This window comes from Sphingobacterium siyangense, from assembly GCF_007830445.1.
GTDB classification, from domain to species: domain Bacteria; phylum Bacteroidota; class Bacteroidia; order Sphingobacteriales; family Sphingobacteriaceae; genus Sphingobacterium; species Sphingobacterium siyangense.
In genome coordinates, this window is the sequence record NZ_VLKR01000014.1 from 56,825 (window position 1) to 80,049 (window position 23,225).

The window sequence follows — 23,225 nt, forward strand, 5'->3', positions numbered from 1 at the left end:
TTACACGAATGAACAAATTCATTAAAAATATCATTGCCTTTTCCATTAAAAATAAAGCATTTACCTTTATTTGGGTTGGTATTTTGGCTATAGCTGGTTTCATTAGCTTTAAAAGCATGCCTATTGAGGCATTTCCTGATGTAACCAATACACAAATAACCATCATTACCCAATGGAATGGAAGAAGTGCGGAGGAAGTCGAACGTTTTGTAACGACACCAATCGAACTGGGCATGAGTCCAGTTCAAAAGAGAACAAGTATACGGAGCACCACCATGTTTGGCCTCTCCATTGTTAAAATCATCTTTGATGATGGTATTGACGACACTTTTGCCCGCAACCAGGTCAACAACCTCATGCGGTCTGTAAGCTTGCCCGACAATGTCGACCCTGAAGTACAGCCCCCTTATGGCCCTACAGGAGAGATATTCCGTTATACATTACATAGCGATCAACGTAATTCACGCGACCTCCTTACTTTGCAGACCTGGGTCATTGACCGCGCTTTACGTGGTGTCCCTGGTGTAGCAGATATCAACGTTTTTGGTGGACAGGATTTGGTTTACGAAATCAGTACTGACCCTATCAAACTAGACAAATTTAATCTGACCCCGTTGCAGGTATTTGATGCTGTCAGCAAAAGTAACCTGAATGTCGGCGGAGATGTCATCGAAAAAAGTGGCCAGTCCTACGTCGTACGCGGTATTGGTTTGGTCAACTCAATTAATGATATCGAAAACATCACTGTAATCAACCAAAAAGGAAATCCTGTCTTTGTTAAAAATGTAGCCGAAGTAAGAGAAAGTGCAATGCCCCGCGTGGGCCAAGCCGGTTTTGGTAAAAATGATGATGTGGTAGCAGTAACCATCGTAATGCGGAAAGGCGAAAATCCAAGAGAGGTTTTAACTGCTGTAAAAGCGAAAATAGACGAGCTCAACAACAAAATCCTTCCCAAAGACGTCAAAATGCAAACCTTCTATGACCGTGACAATCTCATGGATTTCACAACCCATACCGTTATGCATAACTTAATTGAGGGTATTGTACTCGTCACCTTAATGGTATTGCTCTTTATGGCAGATTGGCGCACTACGGTCATCGTTTCCATTATCATACCTCTCGCATTACTTTTTGCCTTTCTATGTCTTAAACTAGCGGGCATGAGTGCCAACTTGCTTTCTCTGGGCGCAGTAGACTTTGGTATTATCATCGACGGTGCCGTCGTCATGGTTGAAGGGATATTTGTCATGCTGGATCACCAAGCCCATAAGCTGGGCATGGAGAAATTCAACAAAATGGCCAAAGCCGGCTGGATCAAACAGACAGGAACAGGCTTGGGAAAAGCAATCTTTTTCTCCAAGCTAATTATCATCACCTCCTTGATGCCTATATTCTCCTTCCAAAAAGTAGAAGGAAAAATGTTCTCTCCACTGGCCTTTACCCTGGGTTTTGCTTTACTGGGTGCATTACTGTTTACCTTGACACTCGTTCCGGCTTTATCGCATATTCTGCTCAATAAAAATGTAAAAGAAAGACACAATCCATTTGTTGAATTCTGGAATAGAATTGTCGCCAAGGGTTTTGGATTTACATTCCGAAACAAGCGTCTGAGTATGATCGTTGCAATTACTTTACTAGCTGCAGTCTTGTTTTCTGCAAAATTTTTAGGAACTGAATTTTTACCGACATTAAATGAAGGGTCTCTTTGGGTTACTGCCGAAATGCCTATGAGTACTTCTTTACGTGAATCGGTTAAAACAACCAAACTGTTAAAGAGTACTTTGGAAACCTTTCCTGAGGTCACAGGTGTACTGTCGCAAACAGGACGGAGCAACGATGGTACCGACCCCAATGGCTTTGGCTTTGTTCAGTTTGCTGTGGCCCTAAAACCTAAAGAGGAATGGACCCGTAAAATCACCATGGATCAGCTGATCGAAGAAATGGACCATAAACTCAAACAATTTCAGGGTATTACCTATAACTATTCACAGCCTATCTCGGATAATGTTGCCGAAGCAGTTGCTGGTTTCAAAGCCGAAAACGGCATCAAGATCTTTGGCGATAACCTCGCAACCTTAGACCGCCTGGCGAAAGAAGTTTATGCACAGGTCAAAGGTATTCAAGGCATTAAAGAACCTGGTATTATTCTCAATATTGGTCAGCCCGAAGTGAGTGTGGTATTGGACCGGACCCGTATGGCAGCTTTCAACGTTCTACCGGCAGATGCACAGGCGGTACTCGAAATGGCCTTCGGCGGAAAGACCGCTTCCATTTTGTACGATGGTGAACGCAAATTTAACATTCGCCTACGCTATGCACCCGAATATCGGAAAACAGAAAAAGATATTGCACAGCTGATGGTTCCATGTGGTGATGGTACATTAATTCCTTTGAAAAGTATCGCGACCATTGAAAAAGATAATGGTGCTGCTTTTATCTATCGCGACAACATCAAACGCTATATCGGCATCAAATTTTCCATCCGCGACCGTGACTTAGGAAGCACCATTGCTGAAGCACAACAAAAAGTAAGTAAAATTAAGCTTCCGGAAGGATATTCCATTGGCTGGACTGGACAATTTGAAAATCAGCAGCGTGCTACACACCGTTTAGCACAGGTGGTACCAATCAGTTTGATCGTCATCTTCTTCCTATTGTTTATTCTATTCGGGAATATCAAGGATTCGCTGCTCGTATTGGCCAACGTTCCTTTTGCACTTATCGGTGGAATTATTGCCTTACACGTTACAGGTATGAATTTTGGAATTTCGGCTGGAGTAGGTATGATTGCATTATTCGGGATATGTATCCAGAACGGAGTTATCCTGATCTCGGAATTCCACCAGAACAAGAAGGAAGGTCTACCCAATGATCAATCAATTTATAAAGGTGTAAAATCGCGAACACGACCTGTGGTCATGACAGCTCTAATGGCTTCCATCGGATTATTGCCGGCTGCATTATCGACCGGTATAGGTTCGGAATCACAAAAACCTTTGGCGATCGTCATCATTGGCGGACTAATCTCAGCGACGATATTGACGTTGTTGGTATTTCCAATCATCTACGATATCTTCAACAGAAAAGAAAAGGTACAACAAACAATCGCTGAATAATGTTGTCCATATTTTATATACGATATACTTAGACCATTAAAAGGTCATCGATACTGCCCCACGCTGAGAAGCGGCAGGGCAGTATCATTTTTTTGATGATACTTTTGATGTAACATTTGTATCTATTCCGGCTTAAAAATTTCAAAAACAATAAAAAGCCCTTAAGTTTACAACAAATTACCTTCCATTAAGCGGAAGCTGCTTTTTGGATCACACAAACAAACTAATATTTATGACTATTCTCACCTTTACAATCATCCTTCTCCTGGGTGCTTTTGTAGCAGGACTCTTAGGATCTCTGACAGGCTTAGGCGGAGGGGTCGTTGTCATCCCTTTATTGACTCTGCTGTTTCATGTCGACATCCGTTATGCCATTGGAGCTGCCTTGCTGGCTTCCATAGCGACTTCATCCGGTGCAGCTACAGCCTACGTCAAGGAAGGCATCACCAACATCCGGCTCGGGATGTTTCTTGAAATTGCAACTACCATTGGAGCAGTGATCGGCGCTGTTATTGCCATTTACATGCCTACGAATACCATTGCCATCATCTTTGGTGTTGTACTTATCTTCTCTGCGGCTATGACGGTACGTAAGAAAAACGAACACGCACTTTCCGGCGGTTCGGTCCTGGCAGAAAAATTGAAGCTGAACAGTACCTATCCTGCTGATGGCAAATTAATTCCATACAAACTTACCAACATAGCCGGAGGCTTCTCTTTGATGGGGGTTGCAGGAATACTTTCTGGATTATTGGGCATTGGATCCGGATCCCTTAAAGTACTAGCAATGGACAGCATGATGAAAATTCCATTTAAAGTCAGTACCACAACGAGCAACTTTATGATCGGTGTCACCGCAGCTGCTTCTGCAGTGGTCTATTTACAAAGAGGTTATATGGATCCAGGTATTGCTTTTCCAGTTATCCTAGGCGTATTATGCGGCGCCATTACCGGATCCAAGCTCTTAAAACGCATGAATCCGAAGACTTTACGTATTATTTTCGCCGTCGCCATTACATTGGTGGCCTTGGAAATGATCTTCAACGGATTCCAGCATAAATTCTAAAAACGGTAGTTTACACGATTTAGAATTTTAGGTTTGTAACGTCCTTCCGCTAGACGATGAAGGACATAAATACTCAAAATGAAACAAGTATTTTCGAAACACTATTGGGGAGACAAGGACATCTCACTTTTGGTAGGGCAAATTTTACGTATTGGCGTTATACTCGCCTCCTCTATTCTTATCCTTGGCGGTATCTTCTACCTCATTGTTCATGGACAGGATACCGTACCGAATTACAGAGATTTTGTCGGTGAGGGGAATTCCAACACAACAATTACCGGAATTATTACCGGGGCCTTTAGCCGAAATATTCCACAGGTTATACAGTTAGGTGTACTTCTATTGATTTGCACCCCTATTGTACGCGTGATCGGCTCGTTATTTGGGTTTGTCATCGAGAAGGACAGGCTTTACATTATTATCACATTGATTGTATTAACAGTCATTATAGGCAGTATACTAAGCGGAATCAAGGGATAATAAGGCTTTATCTCTTGATTCGCCGCCAGGCCGATTTTTCCAGTGCGTATTCAAAATTTTTACGTTCAGGTTCGTTCACATAGCTGACCATCTTTTCAGCCACTTTAATTGCGCCCAAGCGCTCAACTGCTGTCTGAGAACGATAATTTTCAGCCCCCACATGCAGGTAAATTCGATCCACAAAATTGAAGGCAAAATCAAACATCATCTCTTTGACCAATGGATTGATGCCTGCACCCCAATATGCACGGGCATAAAACGTATACCCAACAAAAATCGATTTTTCCGCCTCATCAAGGCCATAATACCGCGTACTACCGATGCAGGCACCACTTTCCTTATCCAAGATCAGATAAGCAGACTTACTTGCTAAGGCGCCTTCAAAAAATTGGCGAAAAACGTCTTCCTTCCAACGGTTCCTATTAGGATGCTGTTCCCAGATCAGGGGGTCTCTGGCAACTTGATATAGCGTATCAAAATCCGCTGGTTCTATGATTCGTAATACAACCTTATCGTTTTCAAGAGTATTGGGTGCAACAAACTTCATGAGATATATTTATAGTTTTAGCAATCAAATTATTTTAAATCCTACAGAAGATACCAATTATTGATGAAACTATTTGAATTACGGCAATATCCAGTCAAATATTACACCAAAATGTTGATTTCATCACTGTTTTGATCAAATTGAATAAAAGCAATAGCCAGCAACTGAATTATTTTAACTTAGGATTGATAGGAATCAAACAGCTTGTTAAATTAGCATTGCAAAATTTCGTATTTTACAGCCAAATGGAACAATTCAAGGAATTTGTAAAACAACGCATTGATGTCACTGAGGAAGAACTGAATGACATCGTTTCACGTTATCAGGTAAGGAAAATAAAGAAAAAAGAATACTTTCTCCGGGCCGGAGAGGTGTGCCACCATGAAGCATACGTGATCAGCGGTTTATTTAAATCATTCTATGTCACCGCGGATGGGATCGAACACATTCTACAGTTTGCAATTGAAGATTGGTGGATCGGCGATATTGCCAGCTTTAATTATCAGGAGCCAGCGCTTCAAAATATCCAAGCTTTGGAAAACGCTGTGGTACTTACACTGTCAAAAAAAAATAAAGACAAACTTTACGAAGATCATCCAATCTTTGAGAAACTCTCCAGGATAATGGCCCAACGTGCCCAAATAGCATCGCAGCACCGTATTATCTCGAGCATAGGTTTTACAGCACAAGAGCGGTATCTGGATTTCATCAAAAGGTATCCTAAAATCTATCCGCGGATCTCCAATATGCAATTAGCATCCTATCTTGGCGTCACGCAAGAGTTTTTAAGCCGTCTAAAAAGACAAATATTAAAGCCGAATCGAAATTCTTGACCTACATCAATTTTTTCGTTGTTAGTTTATCCCACCTTTGCAGAAGCTTGTTCAAACAAACATTTTGAACTTTTGAAGGTTAGATAAATAAAAAGAAAACACATGAATAAATTTTTCCAAATTTTGGCTGTAGCAGTATTAATGGTTAATGTTGCTGTAGCACAAGTAAAATGGTCTGCAGACCCTGCGCATACAAATGCAAGATTCGATGTAAAACACCTTGGAATCAGCTTTGTTGATGGTGAATTCACAAAGGTAGAAGGTACAGTTGAAACTGCAACAGGAACAGGCTTTAACAATGCTAAAGTTAATTTTTCTATCGACGTCAACAGCATCGATACACGTATAGCTGCCCGTGACAATCATTTGAAGACCGATGATTTCTTTGCTGCGGAAAAATTCCCTAAAATGACATTAAAGTCTATCAGTTTTAAAAATGCGAAAGTAAAAGGAAAATATATTATGATAGCAGATTTGACTATTCGTGATGTAACGAAAAAAGTAACTTTCGATGTGACTCAAAATGGCGGAATCATTACCGACCCTTGGGGAAAAACACGTGCTGGCTTTACTGCTAAAACAAAAATTAACCGTCAGGATTTCGGCATGAAATACAATGATAAATTACCTTCTGGTGTAGAAGCGGTTGCTTCTGATGTTGACATCATTGTCAATACCGAATTGGTATTGAACTAATTGAAAATAATAAATCACACAAACTTAGTGGCTATCCTATTTGATATAGGATAGCCACTTTTTTATAAGCCTTTTAACATACCGCCATCCAGTGGAATATTGGTCCCAGTCAGATAACCTGCATATTCGGAGCAAAGGAAAGCGACGAGATAACCGTATTCTTCAGGCTTACCCAGGCGCTGTGCAGGAACCTGTTTTAACCGCATTTGCAACGCTTCCTCATAGGAAATTCCCAGACGTTGTGCATCTAGCTTGGTTAGCGACTGGATACGATCCGTATCAAACAGACCTGTTAAGATGCTGTTGACAGTCACACCGTCTTTAGCGACATCCACGGCCAACGATTTACTCCAGCTAATCAATGCTGTACGGATCGTATTGGACAACACTAAATTAGACACCGGTTCTTTCACTGTTGAAGAAGACACATTAATAATACGTCCGTATCGGTTTGCCAACATATACGGCAGCGCACATGAGGTTGTGTAACAGTGATTTTGAAATAAGAGTTCAAAAGCATGTTGGTAATCCGCCAGATTTTTTTGGTCTATGGTTCCTGCTTGTGGGCCATTCGAATTATTGATCAAAATATCAACCTTATTCGACTCAAAATAATGTGTTATTTGCTTTTTGTACGCTTCGTGATCATTGTAATCCACCAGGATATACTGATGCACCTGCCCTTTGGAAGTATCAAGACTTTCACAGGTACGCTGTAGCTTTTCCTCATGTCGGGAAGCTAAAGTTACAGATACGCCACAAGAGGCAAGCACCTGGGCAATACCTGCACCTATACCAGCAGAACTCGCTCCGATCAACGCCTTTTTCCCATTTAGATTGATTTCCATATCTTTTTGTTTTCTATTTTATAGTGTGTATGTATGCATAGCCAGTCATCTTCGCTGAAAATACGTTCTAGATCCGACTAATCGTTGTCCTTTGCCCGGATCATGGCGACAAATAAATATATAGCAAAGACCCATGCGGAGCCAAGGCATATCCAGGCAAAAATGGGAATTCCCCACCACTGCGGTTCTACCCTTGCAACGATAATCATTCCGCCCAGTAAATTGAGTGACATAAACATAATTCCGATGACAATACGATTGACCCCCTTGCGTAAAATGGCATTAAAAGATCGTGCACTGATCAGACGATGGTTGAGTGTAAAATTTCCCGTCCGAAACAAACGTACAAGAGCACGCATATCTTCAGGGAGTTTTTCGACATCGCGGGCAAAAGATTCAACTTTATGTTTTCCTTTTTTGAATATCGCCTCTGGAGAGAGTCGCTCCATCATAATCCTTCGTGCAAAAGGCTTGATACTCTCCATAATATTAAGATCGGGATATATCTGGCGTCCAATACCTTCCATCAACGAAATGCCCCGCATCAACTGATAGATATATTCCGGAAAATACAAGCGGTTGTCGCCAATGATGTTCCACAATTTATTGAATAATAAATCTAAGCTAAGATCCCCGAGAGACACATTGTCAATCATATCGAAAATCTCATATAGGGATCTTTCAAACCGGTTACGGTCCGGAATATGGCTCACCACCGCAACGTCTTCAATCACATCGGCTAAACGGACAGCATCTTCGGAAATAGCCGATTGAATAAACTCCTCAAGCTGCCTACGGTCTATTCCCAATAATTTACCCATATTTCCAAAATCCAAAAAAGCAATCCGTCCATCCGGCATCACCATCATATTGCCGGGATGGGGGTCGCCATGAAAGAAACCATGAATAATCACTTGCTCAAGGTATAAATTGATCCCATTTTTGACCAGCGTTTGGACATCCATTCCCCGACGTTTAATTTCAACGGCATCAGTTACCTTGAAACCATCAAGATATTCCATGCAAAGAACACGGTCCGAGGAGAGTTCAGGATAAACACGGGGCACCTTGATCAGTTTATTTCCTTTAAAGTTCTTCGTGAAGCGTTCGATGTTATGCCGCTCAATCATCAGAGACATCTCTTCCTGCATGGTCGTAGCGAAAGATTCAACAATTAGCAGAAGATTAAGGTTTTCCAGTACATCATTGTACATGGTCAGGATTTTGGCAATATCACGCATGAGTGCTAGATCACAGCGCATAACCTCATCGATACCGGGACGTCGGACTTTTAAAACCACATGGGTTCCATCTTTTAAGGTTGCGCGATATACCTGTGCAATAGAAGCCGCAGCAAAAGGTTCCGCAGCAATCTCCTGGAAATGCTCCTCAATATCCAGCTCCAGTTCTTCCTTCAGATAAGATTTAATATCCACTTCAAAGGGCGGAACATTGTCCTCTAGACGCTTCAGTTCCTCTACAAGCTCTTTGGGCAACAATCCTTCCCGGGTCGAAGCAGATTGTCCAAGCTTGATAAAAGCCGGACCGAGCTCCTCAAGCGCCATGCGAATACGGGCATAAACACTGATCTCATCGACATCTATAGGATGTTCTATGGCTGATCTGGGTCCTTTCCACGGCAATCGAGCGATTGCATCTTTAAAACCATATTTGGCCAATATACTTAAGATCTGAGAACTGCGCTGTAACTTCTTTGTCGGATTATACATAATGGACAATGATTTTCGATAACAATATACGAAATATCCTCGCGCTATAAACACGAACACCTGTAAAACAAAGTAGATATTTCATATGGTCGCTCTATTCCGTTTCCATTTGATCCAATTTCTCCTTGATCTCCGTAATATACCTACTGTAGTAGCAACGAATCATAATTTCTGTCAGGCCAACAACAAGGACGATAGACACAATTGCCGAAAGAATCATCCATACAATAAAGTTCGGTTCCTCTTGGAAAGTTTCCTTGAAATGGTACAACCGATCAAACCACACCGTTGTCTTATTCTGTGCTATCATAATAAGATATAGAAACAAAGCTTGTGGAATCATCACATAGGCCGCAATACGATAAGTCTCTACGGCATACTTCAAATCGTAATACAACTTGAGCAAGTGTTCTTTAGAAGCCAACAACTCGATCTTTTTCGTGCTCTTTACCAAATAAAAGAACCTCCGGTAATATAAAAGACTTGATAATGATATCTGTACGATAAAAAAGTAATAGGCAAATGCCGCATAACCTTCAATCTTATACATTGGCAAGATAGGCACCAAAAACAAAAAGCCCATACAAACGACCCAGGAGATAAACTCGCGTTTGATATTCTTGCGCAACTTGCCCATGATATTGCCAACTTCCTTATAGTATTTGAGATTTGGATTCTGTAAATCCTCATCTGTAGGCTGTTCCTGCCAAGATTTCTTTAACTCATCAAAATTCATACTTGTATTTTTTAATGATTTGTTGAATTCGCTCCTTCGTGCGGTTTAATTTTACGCGGGCGTTGACTTCCGATATACCCAGATTCTCTGCAATCTCGCGATGACTTTGACCTTCCAAAAACAAAAATATCAGGGCTTTTTCAATTGCATTGAGCTCTTGAACGGCCTGGTAAAAGACTTTCAGTTGCTCATCTTTATCGGTATCGTAAGCTTCTTCTGCAAAATCATGTCGCTCCTCTAACGCATCATAAATCTGATGCTTCTTTTCTTTTTTTAAGAATACCATTGCGGTATTGAGGGCAACACGGTACATCCACGTTGAAAATTTACTCTGTTGCTTAAATGTCGCATAGGATTTCCACAGCTGATACACGATTTCCTGATACAGATCTTGCCGCCCCTCATGATCATCCATATACATACGGCTCACCTTAACGAGAATACCTTTATTATCGTCAATCAGTCGAAGAAATTCTATTTCCGATGGGTTCACCTAGCGATTTTTCTTTAAATATATTTAGGTAATAAGTATAGCAAACAAACAAAGTGTTACAGCTTTATTTAAAATTATGTAAATTGTTATTAAAATAGAGACTAATCGCTGAAGATTATGGAGAATATATTTTATCAAGGTCAAATTATATGGGCGCAGATCGACGCAAATAGACATATGCGGCATTCTGCTTACGCAGACATATGCGCTCAGGCCCGTAGTAATATGTTGAACAAAATGGGCTTTTCATTGGATAAATTTGCCGAATTTCATATCGGTCCGATTTTATTCAGGGAAGAACTTATCTATTTTAAAGAAGTACATTTGGATGAATATGTACAGGTAAAAGTAGAACTGACGAAATACAACAAAACAAATAGTCGTTTTTCATTTATACATCAGGTTTTTCGTAATGACGGAGTTTTGTGCTGTACCGTTAACGTCGATGGAGCCTGGCTGGACCTTCAAAAGCGGAAATTAACCAAATTACCAGAAGAGATGGAGCCTTATCTCGCCAAAATTCCCCGATCTGAAAACTATACGGAAACGGAATAGTCTTTTCATCATGTCAAGATCATCCTTATAAAAGAAAAATCCCTCGGAACACAAACGGAACTCCGAGGGATTAAAACATAAACTAAACCTAAAAACTATTGTCTTTTATTCATCTTTTGGTCATTCCCAAAATGAACTATTTCCTGTGTATTGCTGAATTATTTAACTTCAATCAAACGTTTTGCAATGATTGCATCTTCTTTCTTGCCAACAGTCAAAATTAATATCCCACCTTCATAGGCAGCATCGATATTGCTGTAATCTACGGTCTCTGGCAATGTAAATGATCTTGAGAACGAAGAGTAATTGAATTCTTTTTTGCTGTATAATTTTTCTTCACTAACACTTTCCTCTTTTTTCTCAGCTGAAATCGTAATTAGATTTTTATCTACATTGATCTTAAAATCAGATTTATCCAATCCGGGCGCTGCCATTTCAACTTTAAATGATTTTTCGGATTCCGATATATTGACTGCCGGCACACGGGATACCAAACGATCTGAGATGAAGTTATCATTGAATAAATTGTCAAATACAGTGTTTACAAATGGATTTACTGCATCAGTGTTTAAACTTTTTGTAGGGAATTTAATTAATGCCATTTTTTGTCCTCCTAATTTTTTGTTTTATTGTTAAGCTTTTTTGTTCTAACTATTTGAAGAAAATTATTCAATTTGCGTACCAGCAGCTTTTAAAAGACAAAATGTCATTTTAAAATGAAAATAAATGCCATTTTGACTTATTCACAAATTATTGTTAGCGACTTAGCGATCAATCTGTCATCGACACCCCGCCCTATCCTAAATTATCCCCATATACAAACTAACGTATAGGAGACAAAACAGTTTATCAGAAGGTGTTATTTTTTTATTAAGCATCTGAAGCGGAGCGTTCAACTAACAGACTCACGTAGAAGAGAAAAACAGTTTATCAGAGGGTGTTATTTTTTTATTAAGTATCTCAAGCGGAGCGTTCAAAAAAATCATTAAGGTTGATTTTGTTCCAATGTAGCAATCAATAAGAATTTGACGGCATCGTAAATATAGTCCTTAGCCTCTGCATAGGAGATCCCATAGCGTCGAGGTACGACATCAGCATAATGCGAAAATGGTGTAAATAATTTATCATAATAAGCATCCAACTGCACCATTGTTGGCAACTCAAAAGCCAAACGAAGCTGAAACCGACGGATAATTGCTGTATCCAATATTTCGGGATGGTTGGTTGCTGCAATCAATACCGCTTCAGCAGGAAAATAATCGATCAGCTGTATAATGGTATTCACGAGACGACGCATTTCCCCCACATCCTTTTCTTCACTAATTCGTGCCTTTCCTATCTGATCGAATTCATCTAAAAACAGAACTGCTTTTTCACGCCCAGCTTTATCAAAGACCTGTTTAATGTGCTGCGAGGTTTCACCAATACGAGAAGAAATGAGGTTGCTCAGATTCAACACATAAATTGGTTTTTCGAGCGCTGTGGCCAAGGCTTTCGCCGTTGTTGTTTTTCCGCAACCAGAATAACCGTGCAGTAAAATCTTATTGCTAACCGGCAGACCATATTGTGAAAGCTCTTTAATATAACGATGCTCTTTAATCAGCTGATGGAGCTTCTGACGGCTCTCCTCTTCCAAGAAGACATCTTCTAAAGCTATCCTTTCCTTATCGGCAATTACAAGATCGTAAATATTCATAATGTTAATTTAAGACTATCAGATAACAGTTGGCAAAACTAAATCTTTCAGCCAGCATATCGCTGATCCAGTTTCAATTTAATCCTTGAAATATTTAAGGCCAACTTGGGAGCAGGAAAGATCTCCACCAAAGGGAGGGTTCGATTTACGTATCACCACTTCGATCGTCACAGCATCGGCCACCCGCAGCCTAATCTGATCTAGTATTTCTGAAGCTGCAGATTCGAGCAATTTTCGTTTAGGCTGCATAACGCTAGCGGTAATCTGATAGAGTTCTTCGTAATTGAGCGTATTTTTTAAGTTCTCTGTCTCCGTATTCAAAAAGGGAAAACATACATCAATAGAAACAAAAAACTCATTGCCAAGCACCTGTTCTTCTTCATAGTAACCTATTGGTGCATAGAATCGGGCTTCTTTCAGCGATACTGTTTGTAAAATGGTTGCCATGTACAAACCTAAGGAAATTGTTCCATACAAATGGGATTATTTGTATATTTAGCCATACCAAAAACCCAACAGATGAACTTTTTTTTATCATCAGCACTAGCAACAACGCTCTTATTTGGTGCCACAGCACTGCAGGCCCAAACCAATATGAAAGCCAGTGACACGGAATATTATAGTCCTGTCCCTCCTACATTAACGATCGATCATGGTATTCCAAGCGATGCAATTGTCCTTTTTGACGGGAAGGATCTCAGTAAGTGGAAAAGTGAAAAAGGAAAAGCCAATTGGACTGTAGCCAACAACGTGCTCGAAGTAAAACCGGGAGCTGGAGCCATTGAGACTAACGAACATTTTACCGATTTTCAACTGCATGTTGAATGGAAAAGCCCCGAAGTAATCAAAGGTGAAGGCCAAGGACGCGGCAATAGTGGAATTTTCCTACAGGGCCATTATGAAATTCAGGTATTGGACAACAATAACAACCCAACCTATGTCAATGGTGGAGCGGGTAGTCTGTATAAACAACGTCCACCATTGGCGCAAGTAATTGCACCGGACAAATGGCATGTATATGATATTATTTATAAGGCTCCTCAATTCAGTAAAGATGGAATATTGACCGCTAAAGGAACAGTAACAGTCTTACATAATGGAGTCGTTGTACAAAACAATACCCAAATCGACGGTACCACAGAATATATAGGACTACCTAAGCAGATAAGCCATGGCCCAGGCCCGATTATACTGCAGGATCACGGTGATTTGGTCCAGTTCAGAAACATCTGGTTACGTAAGCTATAGGTTTGCAGCAAACAATTTTAGTTAGAAAAGCAACAATTCTGTACTAGGTTTTATAGGGCTATTTCCCTAATTTAGCCCTATAAAATTTAAAAACAAACGGAATGTAATGAGCTCCTTGCGCCATTAATTTCTTACCGCAATAGACTTAGAAGCCTTATGTGAGTGGATTAATGACACGCAAATAACCACTGGAATGGGCTCACTTATGCCGTTGAGTATAAACATTCACACAATATTACAGTTTAATGAAAAGAATTGCGCTATTCTTCTTGTTGGCAAGCTCCATCAGCAGCTATGCACAACGTAACCTCAATTTAGAAGAAACAGTATTTGGCCCCCGAACTTATGCCCCAACATCGATAGCCGGAGCATCGTGGATCCCAAAATCAAACAACCTCTCCTATCTCGATAAATCGTACCAGAACCTATTATCCAAAAGCGCTTCCAATAACTGGAGCGAAACAAATCTCGTATCTAAAACAGATCTCGAAAAAGCACTAAAAACAGCTATCCCGAACGAAACATTTAGTTTGCGCGTATTTCCTTACGACTACAAATGGCGCGACGGAAATGCACTATTACTGCAAGTTGAAGGAAAAGATAAAACCTATACGGTAGCTTACAACATTAAATCAAAAAATATTGAAAGTTTTATCGGTAATGACAACAAGGGAGCTAATCGCGAAGTCAGTTCGGATTTTTCAAAAATCGCCTATTTAGTAGACAACAACATCGCAATTGTTGACAAAAACGGCAAAATTACCGCTGTAACCAACGATACAGACAAAGGGATTGTCAATGGAAGCGATTATACCCACCGTCAAGAATTTGGCATCAAGAAAGGAATGTGGTGGAACAATCAAAATGACAAACTGCTGTACTACCACAAAGACGAAACGATGGTTGCCAATTATCCATTACCGCAATGGAGTCCCAAAATTGCGGATATCAAATGGATCAAATACCCCATGACAGGCCAAAAATCAGAAGAAGTTTCTTTGATCGTTTACAATACCACCACAGGGCAAAAGGTAACCCTTCAAACCGGCGAGCATTCAGAGCAATATTTAACCATGGTTACATGGGATCCTTCTGGTAAATACATCTACGTCGGAGTACTTAACCGTGGGCAAAATGATCTTAAAGTCAACAAATATAATGCAGAAAATGGCTCCTTGGTCAAAACCCTGTTTGAAGAAACTGCGACAACCTGGGTTGAGCCAGAAAACCCATTGACATTTTTACCAAACAAACCGGATCAATTCCTTTATCAATCCGATAAAGATGGCTATAATCAACTTTACCTCTATAACACGGAAGGTAATTTCATCAAAAAATTAGGCTATAAAGATATTGTCATGGAAGCATTCCTTGACTTTTCGGCTGATGGCAACAAAGTAAGTTACACGGGAGTCACCAACAACGGTTTAGATCGCCAATTATTTGAAGTCGACCTAAAATCAGGGAAAACGGTTCAACTAACGAATGAATCGGGCATGCACCATGCTGCGCTAAGCAGCGATGGCAAGTACATCTACGATCAGTATAGTAATTTAAAAACACCAAATAAAATTCAGATCAAAGACGTTAAATCTGCTAAAGAAACAACCTTAGTCAATGCAGAGAACCCTTTTGCCGGAAAAATAAATGATCCTAAAATCGAATTTGTACAGTTGACATCCGCAGATGGAAAATACCCATTGACAGGACGTATCATTTATCCCAACGATTTTGATCCTGCAAAAAAATACCCCGTCATGTACTATTTATACGGCGGATCACATTCGCAGCTTGTTTCTAACAAATGGCTAGGAGGGGCCGGTTATTTTGATATGTATATGGCCCAACAAGGATATATCGTGTTCACCATGGACAATCGCGGCACAAATTACAGAGGCCGGGATTTCTATACGGCCACGCACCGCAACCTCGGTCAAAACGAAATGGCCGACCAGATGAAAGGAATTGAGTTCCTTAAATCAAAATCTTTTGTTGACCAACAACGCATGGGTATTTTCGGGTGGAGCTTCGGTGGTTTTATGACGACTTCCTTCATGCTACATCATAACGATATTTTCAAGGCTGCTGTAGCCGGAGGCCCTGTAATCGACTGGAAATTTTATGAGGTTATGTATGGCGAACGCTACATGGACACTCCACAAGAAAATCCCGAAGGTTATAAATTGACATCTCTGCTCACTAAAGCCGATCAACTGAAAGGAAGACTATTGATTATTCATGGCGCACAAGACCCTGTCGTTGTACAGCAAAACAGCATGGAGTTTTTAGAAGCCTGTATTAAAGCCGGAAAGCAAGTAGATTATTTTCTATACCCGACTCATGAACACAATGTAATGGGGAAAGACCGTATTCATATGTACGAAAAAATTGCTGACTACTTCAATCAACACCTCAAAAACCCATCCTAAAACTTAGGGAAGCAAAAAAACTAAAAAGGCATCTTTCAATATGAAAGGTGCCTTTTTGGTTTTATAATGTACAATATGTATCTTTAATGACAACACTTTAACCGATTATCCGCAGGCTTTGAAAAAGAACATTCCTTTTACACTCATTATACTGCGCCTTGTCTTAGGCCTGCTGCTGTTGCTCTTTTACTGGCTCAAAGTGGATCATTTTAAATGGTATGCAATTTCATTTCTTATAATCGGATTATTAAGTGACATATTTGACGGCATTATTGCCCGTAAGCTAGCTGTTTCTACCACGCTGTTACGCCGATGGGACTCCAGTGTTGATCTCCTGTTTTTTGCCTGTATTTCACTGGTAAGTTACCTGAGCTGTCCCCAATTTTTTCAGGATAATGCTACATTGATTTTGATCTTGGTAGGATCAGAGATATTAACCTACATCATTAGTTTTGCAAAATTTAAAAAGGAAATTGCAACACACTCCATTGGAGCGAAGATCTGGACGCTGTTTTTATTCGCCCTTTTAGTCGAATTACTGCTACATTGCCAATCAACAATCTTATTTCAGTTAACGGTCTGGCTAGGCCTTCTTACGCGCCTGGAAATTATTGCTATTATCCTCACGCTCAAAAACTGGTCTAACGACATCCCAAGTATCTATCACGCTATCCAGCTACGCAAAGGAAAGGCGATCCTTAAAAACAAGTTGTTCAATAGTTAATGCGGCTCCTCATCCAAACCTTCAGATAAACTATATAATGTCCAATGTTTTGTTTTTATTGACTGAGATTCTGTCCGAAGCAATTGGATAAAATCCTGCACACCGAGTTCTTCATTCCCATTACCATGAATCAGAACAATACTTCCATTCTTGGCTTGCTGCCCTTTAGCCAACCATGCATCCGAGCCAACTGCAATAAGACCATAAGACAACAGCCGTTCAATAATATTTCGATCTGAAACTAGGCCCGGACAACGAAAAAAAACGGAAGGCATAAGCCCATTTTTTAGCATCAATTTTTCATTCTCCAATACCTCATAATTTAGATTCGTATTTTTAGACAGCAGAAAATTGGACGTTAAAGGGTTATTATTAAAAACATGGTCGTACGTATGATTGATCCAGGTAATCTTTACACCTTTTGTATCCAATGACTTTAGCCATTCCAGATCTGCAGCATGATTTAGCATCCATTTGCCCGAAACAGAAACGGCCAGTGGCAGGGTGCTATCAATTCCCTTAAACGTAACGAGAAGATCCTCAAAAATAGCTTTGTCCAAAGGTTTGTGTGAAGGACATAGATCGATCGTCAAATTAATACCCGCCTCTTTGGGAAGTCTAAAATTCAGTCCCGCATCCTGTAAGTTATTTTCAGTTTTTCTGACCAAGGAAAAACAACTTTCATATACCGAACCACTTAGACTTTTCGTAACCTGAGCCGCATCTTTGTACAGAACGCTTACCGATCGATCTCCTACTACACGCGTTTGCAATGTAGTAGGATCTACCGTTAAATAATATTTTACAGCATTTTTCGTGAAACTACGGATCCCCACCAAGGAATTATTATTTTCACGAAGGATTAACCACTCTGTTCTGTAGTTTTCCAAATTAGCATATGAAGCCTGTCCATAAGAGAATAGGACGCATACCAAAAATAGACAAACAAAAATGAGCTGTTTCATCATCAATTACCACTTGTTCTTTTTGACTGTAGATTTGTTGGCCATACCATCTGCTTGCCATCTTTATCGATTGGCAATATGATCTTTTCCCGGGAGACCAAAGTTGGTTCTTCACAGGCTAGGTAAGTTAAAATCGCAACGATAATGGCGTTTTGTTTCACCTCATCAAACACAATCTTATCGTAGGTATCGCGATTGGTATGCCAGGTCACTTTACCATAATCCCAGGAAGTGGAAGAGAGCCCAAAGGCTGGAATTCCTTTTTGGACGAAAGAAGAGTGATCACTCCCTCCCGTCCCCGGCATGCCCGGAAAACTGGTTTGGATTTCATTACGGAACTCTTCAGGCAAATATTGCAGCCAGCGGCTAATGTATTCGTAGGACTTTTCAAAACCACTCCCCCCGATACGGACAATTCGCCCCGTCCCGTTATCCTGATTCCATACCACCTGTATATTTTTAGCGATCTCGGGATGGTCCTCGACAAATGCGGAAGAACCGTTCAGCCCCTGTTCCTCACTTCCCCAGTTACCGACCAAAATCGTTCTTTTATTTTCCGGATAAACCTTTCTTAAAATACGGACTGCCTCCATCATTGTAATCACCCCGGTAGCATTGTCTGTCGCACCCGAAGCGCCGTCCCAAGAATCCAGATGTGCAGAAAGCACAACATATTCGTCCGGTTTTTCTTTTCCTTTGATCTCCGCAATACTATTATAGGTTTTTGATATCCCAAGCTCCTTTGAATTTCCCTGTAGTGATACCCGAGGTTTGACCCCATGTTCTGCCATGCGGTATAACAGACCATAATCTTCCAATCCGACATTAAATACCGGAATCTGTTTAGACTTCGCATCAAAAATCCGTGTGATGCCTGGCAGCTCCGTCCAGTAGGAATCAATAACACCAACGGCTCCCGCATTCTCCAGGGCCAATGGCAATGTCCGACGGGTGCTTCCCGTGTAGGACATGCTGCCTTCCCATTTTTTCAACTGATCATTCTTTAAGGTTTGATATTTTTCATAACCTTTCGGGGAAGCAGACTCCTTCCAGTTGGCATCAGATCTCCCCGACAGTGGATTCATCCCAATCAATACAATCTTGCCTTTAACTGTTTTAAGCCAGGACTGAAAATCAGATTTGGAGCTAAACAAAGGCATAGCGACCACTTCTGCCTCGATCCCTTTCTCCTTCGTCATAGGACTAAAAGCCAACTGTGTACCTTCTAAAGACTTTATTCTCGGATAAGTCATCGTCACTTGAGAAGTTCCCCGTTCCCAGGAACGCCATTCACCATAAGGCTCATTACGAGCCTGTGCTCCAAGCGCATTATAATTTTTGACAACCCAATCGTGCGCCTGTTGCATTTGTGGACTCCCGACAAGACGGGGGCCAATCATATCGACAAGCTCAAACGCATACTTCTCCAATTGTGAATTTGCATTTGCCTCCTGCACAATTGACGAAACCATCGCGTCTTTATTTTGCGCAAAAATAGTTGGAGCGCTCAATAATAGAAGTGCCAGCCCCAAAGATTTCATTCCATGGTATTTCATTGAATCTATCTTCATCTTTATATCATTATTTATAATTAATTGTTAACCAGCGAACACGATCATCTGGAATATATTGAATTGTACATTCACGTTCCTATTTTGTTCACCTATAGCTAATTCAGAAACTCAAAGTTTCCTGTGATTGGTTTTTCCGAAAATTACTAAAGAATATTTAAAAAAACACATTCATTTTTAATCAATTAAATAATATGCCCTTATTTAATTAAAAAGAGAACATAAAAAAGCCTGAAAAGAGTCTTTCCAGGCTTTACTAAATATAGATATGAGGGTTGATTAGTTACACTGCTTCCACTTTGGATTTTTCATAGCTCTCTTGGTGGACTGAGGCTACAGCTCTTCCAGATGGATCATTCAGATGCTGGAAAGAAGCATCCCAAGCCAAGGCCTCTGGTGTACTGCATGCGACAGATTTTACCGAAGGAACAGTTTGTGCCGCTGCTGTTGAAGGAAAATGGGACTCGAAAATTGTCCGATATAAAAACTCTTCCTTATTTTTCGGTGTGTTTATCGGGAAGCGCGTTGAAGCCTCTGCAAATTCCTGATCAGAAACTTTATTTTCAGCCTGCTCTTTCAAGGTATCGATCCAGCTATAGCCTACACCATCAGAAAATTGCTCTTTCTGGCGCCATGCGATGCTCTCCGGCAAGTAGTCTTCAAATGCCTTACGTACAACCCATTTCTCCATTCTTCCTTCGCGAATCATTTTATCGGAAGGATTGATGCGCATGGCAATATCCATAAATTCTTTATCCAAGAAAGGCACACGTCCTTCTACTCCCCAGGCCGCAAGTGATTTATTTGCCCGCAGACAATCGTATAGATAGAGCTTTTTCAGCTTGCGTACAGTTTCTTCATGAAATTCCTGCGCATTAGGTGCTTTATGAAAATAAAGATACCCACCGAAAAGTTCGTCTGAACCTTCACCTGACAATACCATTTTGATGCCCATTGATTTGATTACACGAGCTAATAAATACATAGGTGTAGAAGCACGTACCGTTGTAACGTCATAAGTTTCCAGGTGATAGATCACATCACGAATAGCATCCAATCCTTCTTGGATCGTAAAGTTGATCTCGTGGTGTATCGTTCCGATATGATCTGCAGCTTTTTGTGCTGCAATTAGATCCGGTGCACCCTTCAGTCCCACCGCAAATGAATGTAATTGAGGATACCAAGCATCTTCTTTATCGTCACTTTCAATGCGTTTGGAGGCAAACTTCTTCGTTACCGCCGCAATAACGGATGAATCCAATCCTCCGGACAGCAGTACACCGTAAGGTACATCTGACATCAATTGACGATGAACCGCATCTTCCAAAGCTTTGCGTAAAACGGCGATATCGGTCTCGTTGTCTTTTACGACAGCGTAACTTTCCCAATCACGTTGGTACCAGCGTTGCGGAGTTTTCCCAGCTTTGCTATACAAGTAATGTCCCGGAGGAAATTGTTCAATCGTCGTACAGAAACCTTCCAGTGATTTTAATTCAGATGCAACAAACAACTGTCCCTGTTCATCTTCACCGTAATATAAAGGGATAATACCCATATGGTCACGTGCAACAAAAAAGGAATCATCACGCGAATCATAGAGTGCAAATCCAAAAATACCATTTAATTCATCCACAAATGAGGGACCTTTTGCTAAATATAAAGCCAAAACAACTTCAGAGTCACTTTGTGTAGAAAACGCATAATCAGGAAGGCTATTTCTTAATTCATGGTGGTTATAGATCTCGCCATTAACTGCTAGTACAACTTTACCATCCGGACTGTACAAAGGTTGACTTCCCGATTTGGGATCAACGATAGCTAATCTCTCGTGTGCCAACAAAGCTTTCTCACCAGTAAATATACCCGACCAATCGGGACCACGGTGACGAATACGTTTTGACATTTCTAATACTTGAGATCTCAATGAGCTTGCAGGTTGCTTTAATTCAAAAGCGCCAATAATTCCACACATATTATGAAAATTTTAAATATTTCGTTTTTACATTATGTTATTGACACAAAGTAAAACAATTAAAAACTAAATTCATAATGTTTTTTAATTTTTATTGTGTTTTTATTAAAAATAACTTCATAAACAAACAAAATTATCAACGAAATACTTATTTGTTTACAATAATCACACAATAGATTAACAATTGATCTGCGGATTTATCGTTAAATTGACGTCATAATCAAATAACCAGGACATGGATCTAATTAGAACCTTCTATAGTGAGCTTGCGCTCACACCACAGGAATTAACGGCCATCACGGAGAAACACGAAGCCATAACCGTCAAAAAGGGCGATTTTATATTGACCAAAGGGCAGGTTTCAAATGCTTACTACTTGATTGAGTACGGACTTACACGCTCCTTTTTACATGATTATGAAGGCAATGAAGTTACCATCGGCTTCTGTAGTGACAATGATGTTGTCATTGAAGTGGCTTCTTTTTTTCAACGCAATCCAACGGTGGAAAATATTCAGGCACTCATGGAAACCCGTCTCTGGAAAATAAAATTTGAAGATTTTCAGGAACTCTTTCATCAGATTCCTGAATTTAGGGAATGGGGCCGTTCCTGGATGGCTAAAGAACTTGTTCACATCAAAAATAGAGCTATTGCCATGATTACAGAACCTGCTACTGCCCGCTATCTACGCCTGATTAAGGAAAAACCAATATTGATACAGCAAGCCCCCTTAAAGCATATCGCATCTTATCTAGGTATCACCGACACTTCCCTAAGCCGTATTCGAAAGGAAATTGTCCATGGAAATTAGTCCTTTTTAATGAATAAAGAACTACTTTTTTAAATCTTGCCTTAAGGCAAGATTTTTAAGAAAACTTCAGTTTAATTTTACGAATGTACTCCCAAGCTATTTATTGTAGTCCCCTGGGAAGAATAATTGAGAAAAAGAACGAAAAGAAGTAATCATTATATTCAAAAATTAGAAATCATGGCAAAATTACACGCTTATCTAAATTTCAACGGAAACTGTGAAGAAGCATTCGATTTTTATGAAAAAGTCTTCAACACAAAGAACCCAGGCTACATGCGTTACGGAGATATCCCCGCTGATCCACAAATGCCACCTGTTCCAGACGAAGCAAAAAACAAAATCTGTCATACAGCAATTTCGATCAATGGAGACAGCATGCTGATGGGTGCTGATGTCATTCCTGCTTTTGGTCAACAATACATTCAAGGAAACAACAGCTATGTCATGCTGATGTGTGAAAGCACCACAGAGGCAAAAACATTGTATGATGCATTAAGCACCAATGCAAAGGTGGTTGAAATGCCGCTCGGCGAAACATTCTTTGCCGAACTATACAGCGCTTTTCAAGATCAATTTGGCATTTGCTGGATGGTTTATTTTGGCGGAAATAAAGAACAAGATTGCGAAAGTAAGCCTTAAGCCAGCGAAACAGTCCATAATATATTTGGCAAAAAAGGCGGTAACAACAGTTTACCGCCCTTTCTATTTT

At 40.3% G+C, this 23,225-nt stretch carries 22 protein-coding genes; 11 read left to right on the forward strand and 11 right to left on the reverse strand.

The genetic code is table 11. The features are described 5' to 3' along the window. The first annotated feature begins 8 nt into the window (after nucleotides 1–8). The 3 genes from IQ31_RS13755 to IQ31_RS13765 all read left to right on the forward strand — a co-directional run bounded on the left by IQ31_RS13755 (nucleotide 9) and on the right by IQ31_RS13765 (nucleotide 4,662). Complete coding sequence (locus IQ31_RS13755; RefSeq protein WP_145328316.1) at nucleotides 9–3,116, forward strand: efflux RND transporter permease subunit; 3,108 nt, start codon at nucleotides 9–11, stop codon at nucleotides 3,114–3,116. 232 nt (nucleotides 3,117–3,348) lie between these two features. Then, a complete protein-coding gene (locus tag IQ31_RS13760; protein ID WP_088162862.1) occupies nucleotides 3,349–4,182 on the forward strand; it encodes a sulfite exporter TauE/SafE family protein in 834 nt (277 codons plus the stop codon). Nucleotides 4,183–4,260: 78 nt separating this feature from the next. Next, entirely contained in the window at nucleotides 4,261–4,662 is a 402-nt protein-coding gene (locus tag IQ31_RS13765; protein WP_088162863.1) for a DUF1634 domain-containing protein, read from the forward strand. 7 nt (nucleotides 4,663–4,669) lie between these two features. Here IQ31_RS13765 and IQ31_RS13770 read toward each other — a convergent pair whose 3' ends face one another. After that, a complete protein-coding gene (locus IQ31_RS13770; RefSeq protein ID WP_145328317.1) occupies nucleotides 4,670–5,209 on the reverse strand; it encodes a GNAT family N-acetyltransferase in 540 nt (179 codons plus the stop codon). Between the two features lie 245 nt (nucleotides 5,210–5,454). Between IQ31_RS13770 and IQ31_RS13775 the strand changes: the two genes are divergently transcribed. Continuing rightward, on the forward strand, nucleotides 5,455–6,042 hold the full coding sequence (locus IQ31_RS13775; protein ID WP_145328318.1) for a Crp/Fnr family transcriptional regulator: 588 nt from the start codon (nucleotides 5,455–5,457) through the stop codon (nucleotides 6,040–6,042). 102 nt (nucleotides 6,043–6,144) lie between these two features. Further along, nucleotides 6,145–6,738, forward strand: a complete 594-nt coding sequence (locus IQ31_RS13780) for a YceI family protein (protein ID WP_088162866.1) — start codon at nucleotides 6,145–6,147, stop codon at nucleotides 6,736–6,738. A 62-nt stretch (nucleotides 6,739–6,800) separates the two neighbouring features. Here the strand turns inward: IQ31_RS13780 and IQ31_RS13785 are convergent, their stop codons facing one another. The 4 genes from IQ31_RS13785 to IQ31_RS13800 all read right to left on the reverse strand — a co-directional run bounded on the left by IQ31_RS13785 (nucleotide 6,801) and on the right by IQ31_RS13800 (nucleotide 10,545). Next, a complete protein-coding gene (locus tag IQ31_RS13785; RefSeq protein ID WP_145328319.1) occupies nucleotides 6,801–7,586 on the reverse strand; it encodes an SDR family oxidoreductase in 786 nt (261 codons plus the stop codon). A 77-nt stretch (nucleotides 7,587–7,663) separates the two neighbouring features. Further along, nucleotides 7,664–9,316 (reverse strand): ABC1 kinase family protein, encoded by a 1,653-nt coding sequence (locus tag IQ31_RS13790; RefSeq protein ID WP_145328320.1) that lies wholly within the window; start codon nucleotides 9,314–9,316, stop codon nucleotides 7,664–7,666. Between the two features lie 94 nt (nucleotides 9,317–9,410). Then, a complete protein-coding gene (locus IQ31_RS13795) occupies nucleotides 9,411–10,052 on the reverse strand; it encodes a hypothetical protein (RefSeq protein WP_088162869.1) in 642 nt (213 codons plus the stop codon). Then, complete coding sequence (locus tag IQ31_RS13800; RefSeq protein WP_145328321.1) at nucleotides 10,042–10,545, reverse strand: RNA polymerase sigma factor; 504 nt, start codon at nucleotides 10,543–10,545, stop codon at nucleotides 10,042–10,044. The genes IQ31_RS13795 and IQ31_RS13800 overlap by 11 nt, the downstream gene beginning before the upstream one ends. A 117-nt stretch (nucleotides 10,546–10,662) precedes the next feature. On the opposite strand from IQ31_RS13800, the gene IQ31_RS13805 reads away from it, so the two are divergent. After that, nucleotides 10,663–11,100, forward strand: coding sequence for an acyl-CoA thioesterase (locus IQ31_RS13805; RefSeq protein WP_145328322.1), 438 nt, complete (start codon nucleotides 10,663–10,665; stop codon nucleotides 11,098–11,100). A 158-nt stretch (nucleotides 11,101–11,258) separates the two neighbouring features. Here IQ31_RS13805 and IQ31_RS13810 read toward each other — a convergent pair whose 3' ends face one another. The 3 genes from IQ31_RS13810 to IQ31_RS13820 form a co-directional block, all read right to left on the reverse strand. Continuing rightward, a complete protein-coding gene (locus IQ31_RS13810) occupies nucleotides 11,259–11,702 on the reverse strand; it encodes an Hsp20/alpha crystallin family protein (RefSeq protein WP_088162871.1) in 444 nt (147 codons plus the stop codon). Between the two features lie 383 nt (nucleotides 11,703–12,085). After that, nucleotides 12,086–12,796, reverse strand: coding sequence for an AAA family ATPase (locus IQ31_RS13815; RefSeq protein ID WP_088162872.1), 711 nt, complete (start codon nucleotides 12,794–12,796; stop codon nucleotides 12,086–12,088). Between the two features lie 78 nt (nucleotides 12,797–12,874). Beyond that, nucleotides 12,875–13,243: a dihydroneopterin aldolase gene (locus IQ31_RS13820; RefSeq protein WP_145328323.1), complete on the reverse strand. Its 369-nt coding sequence runs from the start codon at nucleotides 13,241–13,243 to the stop codon at nucleotides 12,875–12,877. A gap of 72 nt (nucleotides 13,244–13,315) precedes the next feature. Here IQ31_RS13820 and IQ31_RS13825 point away from each other — a divergent pair, with 72 nt between their 5' ends. The 3 genes from IQ31_RS13825 (at nucleotide 13,316) to IQ31_RS13835 (ending at nucleotide 17,197) form a co-directional block, all read left to right on the forward strand. Next, nucleotides 13,316–14,044: a 3-keto-disaccharide hydrolase gene (locus IQ31_RS13825; RefSeq protein ID WP_088163757.1), complete on the forward strand. Its 729-nt coding sequence runs from the start codon at nucleotides 13,316–13,318 to the stop codon at nucleotides 14,042–14,044. A 245-nt stretch (nucleotides 14,045–14,289) separates the two neighbouring features. Then, nucleotides 14,290–16,473, forward strand: a complete 2,184-nt coding sequence (locus tag IQ31_RS13830; RefSeq protein WP_145328324.1) for a S9 family peptidase — start codon at nucleotides 14,290–14,292, stop codon at nucleotides 16,471–16,473. 118 nt (nucleotides 16,474–16,591) lie between these two features. Next, complete coding sequence (locus tag IQ31_RS13835; protein WP_208734256.1) at nucleotides 16,592–17,197, forward strand: CDP-alcohol phosphatidyltransferase family protein; 606 nt, start codon at nucleotides 16,592–16,594, stop codon at nucleotides 17,195–17,197. Here the strand turns inward: IQ31_RS13835 and IQ31_RS13840 are convergent. From IQ31_RS13840 to asnB, 3 genes are all read right to left on the reverse strand, one after another. Next, nucleotides 17,194–18,165 (reverse strand): polysaccharide deacetylase family protein, encoded by a 972-nt coding sequence (locus IQ31_RS13840; RefSeq protein ID WP_244294491.1) that lies wholly within the window; start codon nucleotides 18,163–18,165, stop codon nucleotides 17,194–17,196. The genes IQ31_RS13835 and IQ31_RS13840 overlap by 4 nt on opposite strands. Further along, nucleotides 18,165–19,733, reverse strand: a complete 1,569-nt coding sequence (locus IQ31_RS13845) for a M20/M25/M40 family metallo-hydrolase (protein ID WP_145328326.1) — start codon at nucleotides 19,731–19,733, stop codon at nucleotides 18,165–18,167. The genes IQ31_RS13840 and IQ31_RS13845 overlap by 1 nt, the downstream gene beginning before the upstream one ends. A 283-nt stretch (nucleotides 19,734–20,016) precedes the next feature. After that, entirely contained in the window at nucleotides 20,017–21,705 is a 1,689-nt protein-coding gene (gene asnB, locus IQ31_RS13850; RefSeq protein ID WP_075994095.1) for an asparagine synthase B, read from the reverse strand. 235 nt (nucleotides 21,706–21,940) lie between these two features. On the opposite strand from asnB, the gene IQ31_RS13855 reads away from it, so the two are divergent. Further along, nucleotides 21,941–22,516, forward strand: a complete 576-nt coding sequence (locus tag IQ31_RS13855) for a Crp/Fnr family transcriptional regulator (protein WP_145328327.1) — start codon at nucleotides 21,941–21,943, stop codon at nucleotides 22,514–22,516. Nucleotides 22,517–22,693: 177 nt separating this feature from the next. After that, the gene (locus tag IQ31_RS13860) at nucleotides 22,694–23,155 is read left to right on the forward strand and encodes a VOC family protein (protein WP_145328328.1); all 462 of its coding nucleotides are present in this window, start codon (nucleotides 22,694–22,696) and stop codon (nucleotides 23,153–23,155) included. Nucleotides 23,156–23,225 lie beyond the last annotated feature (70 nt).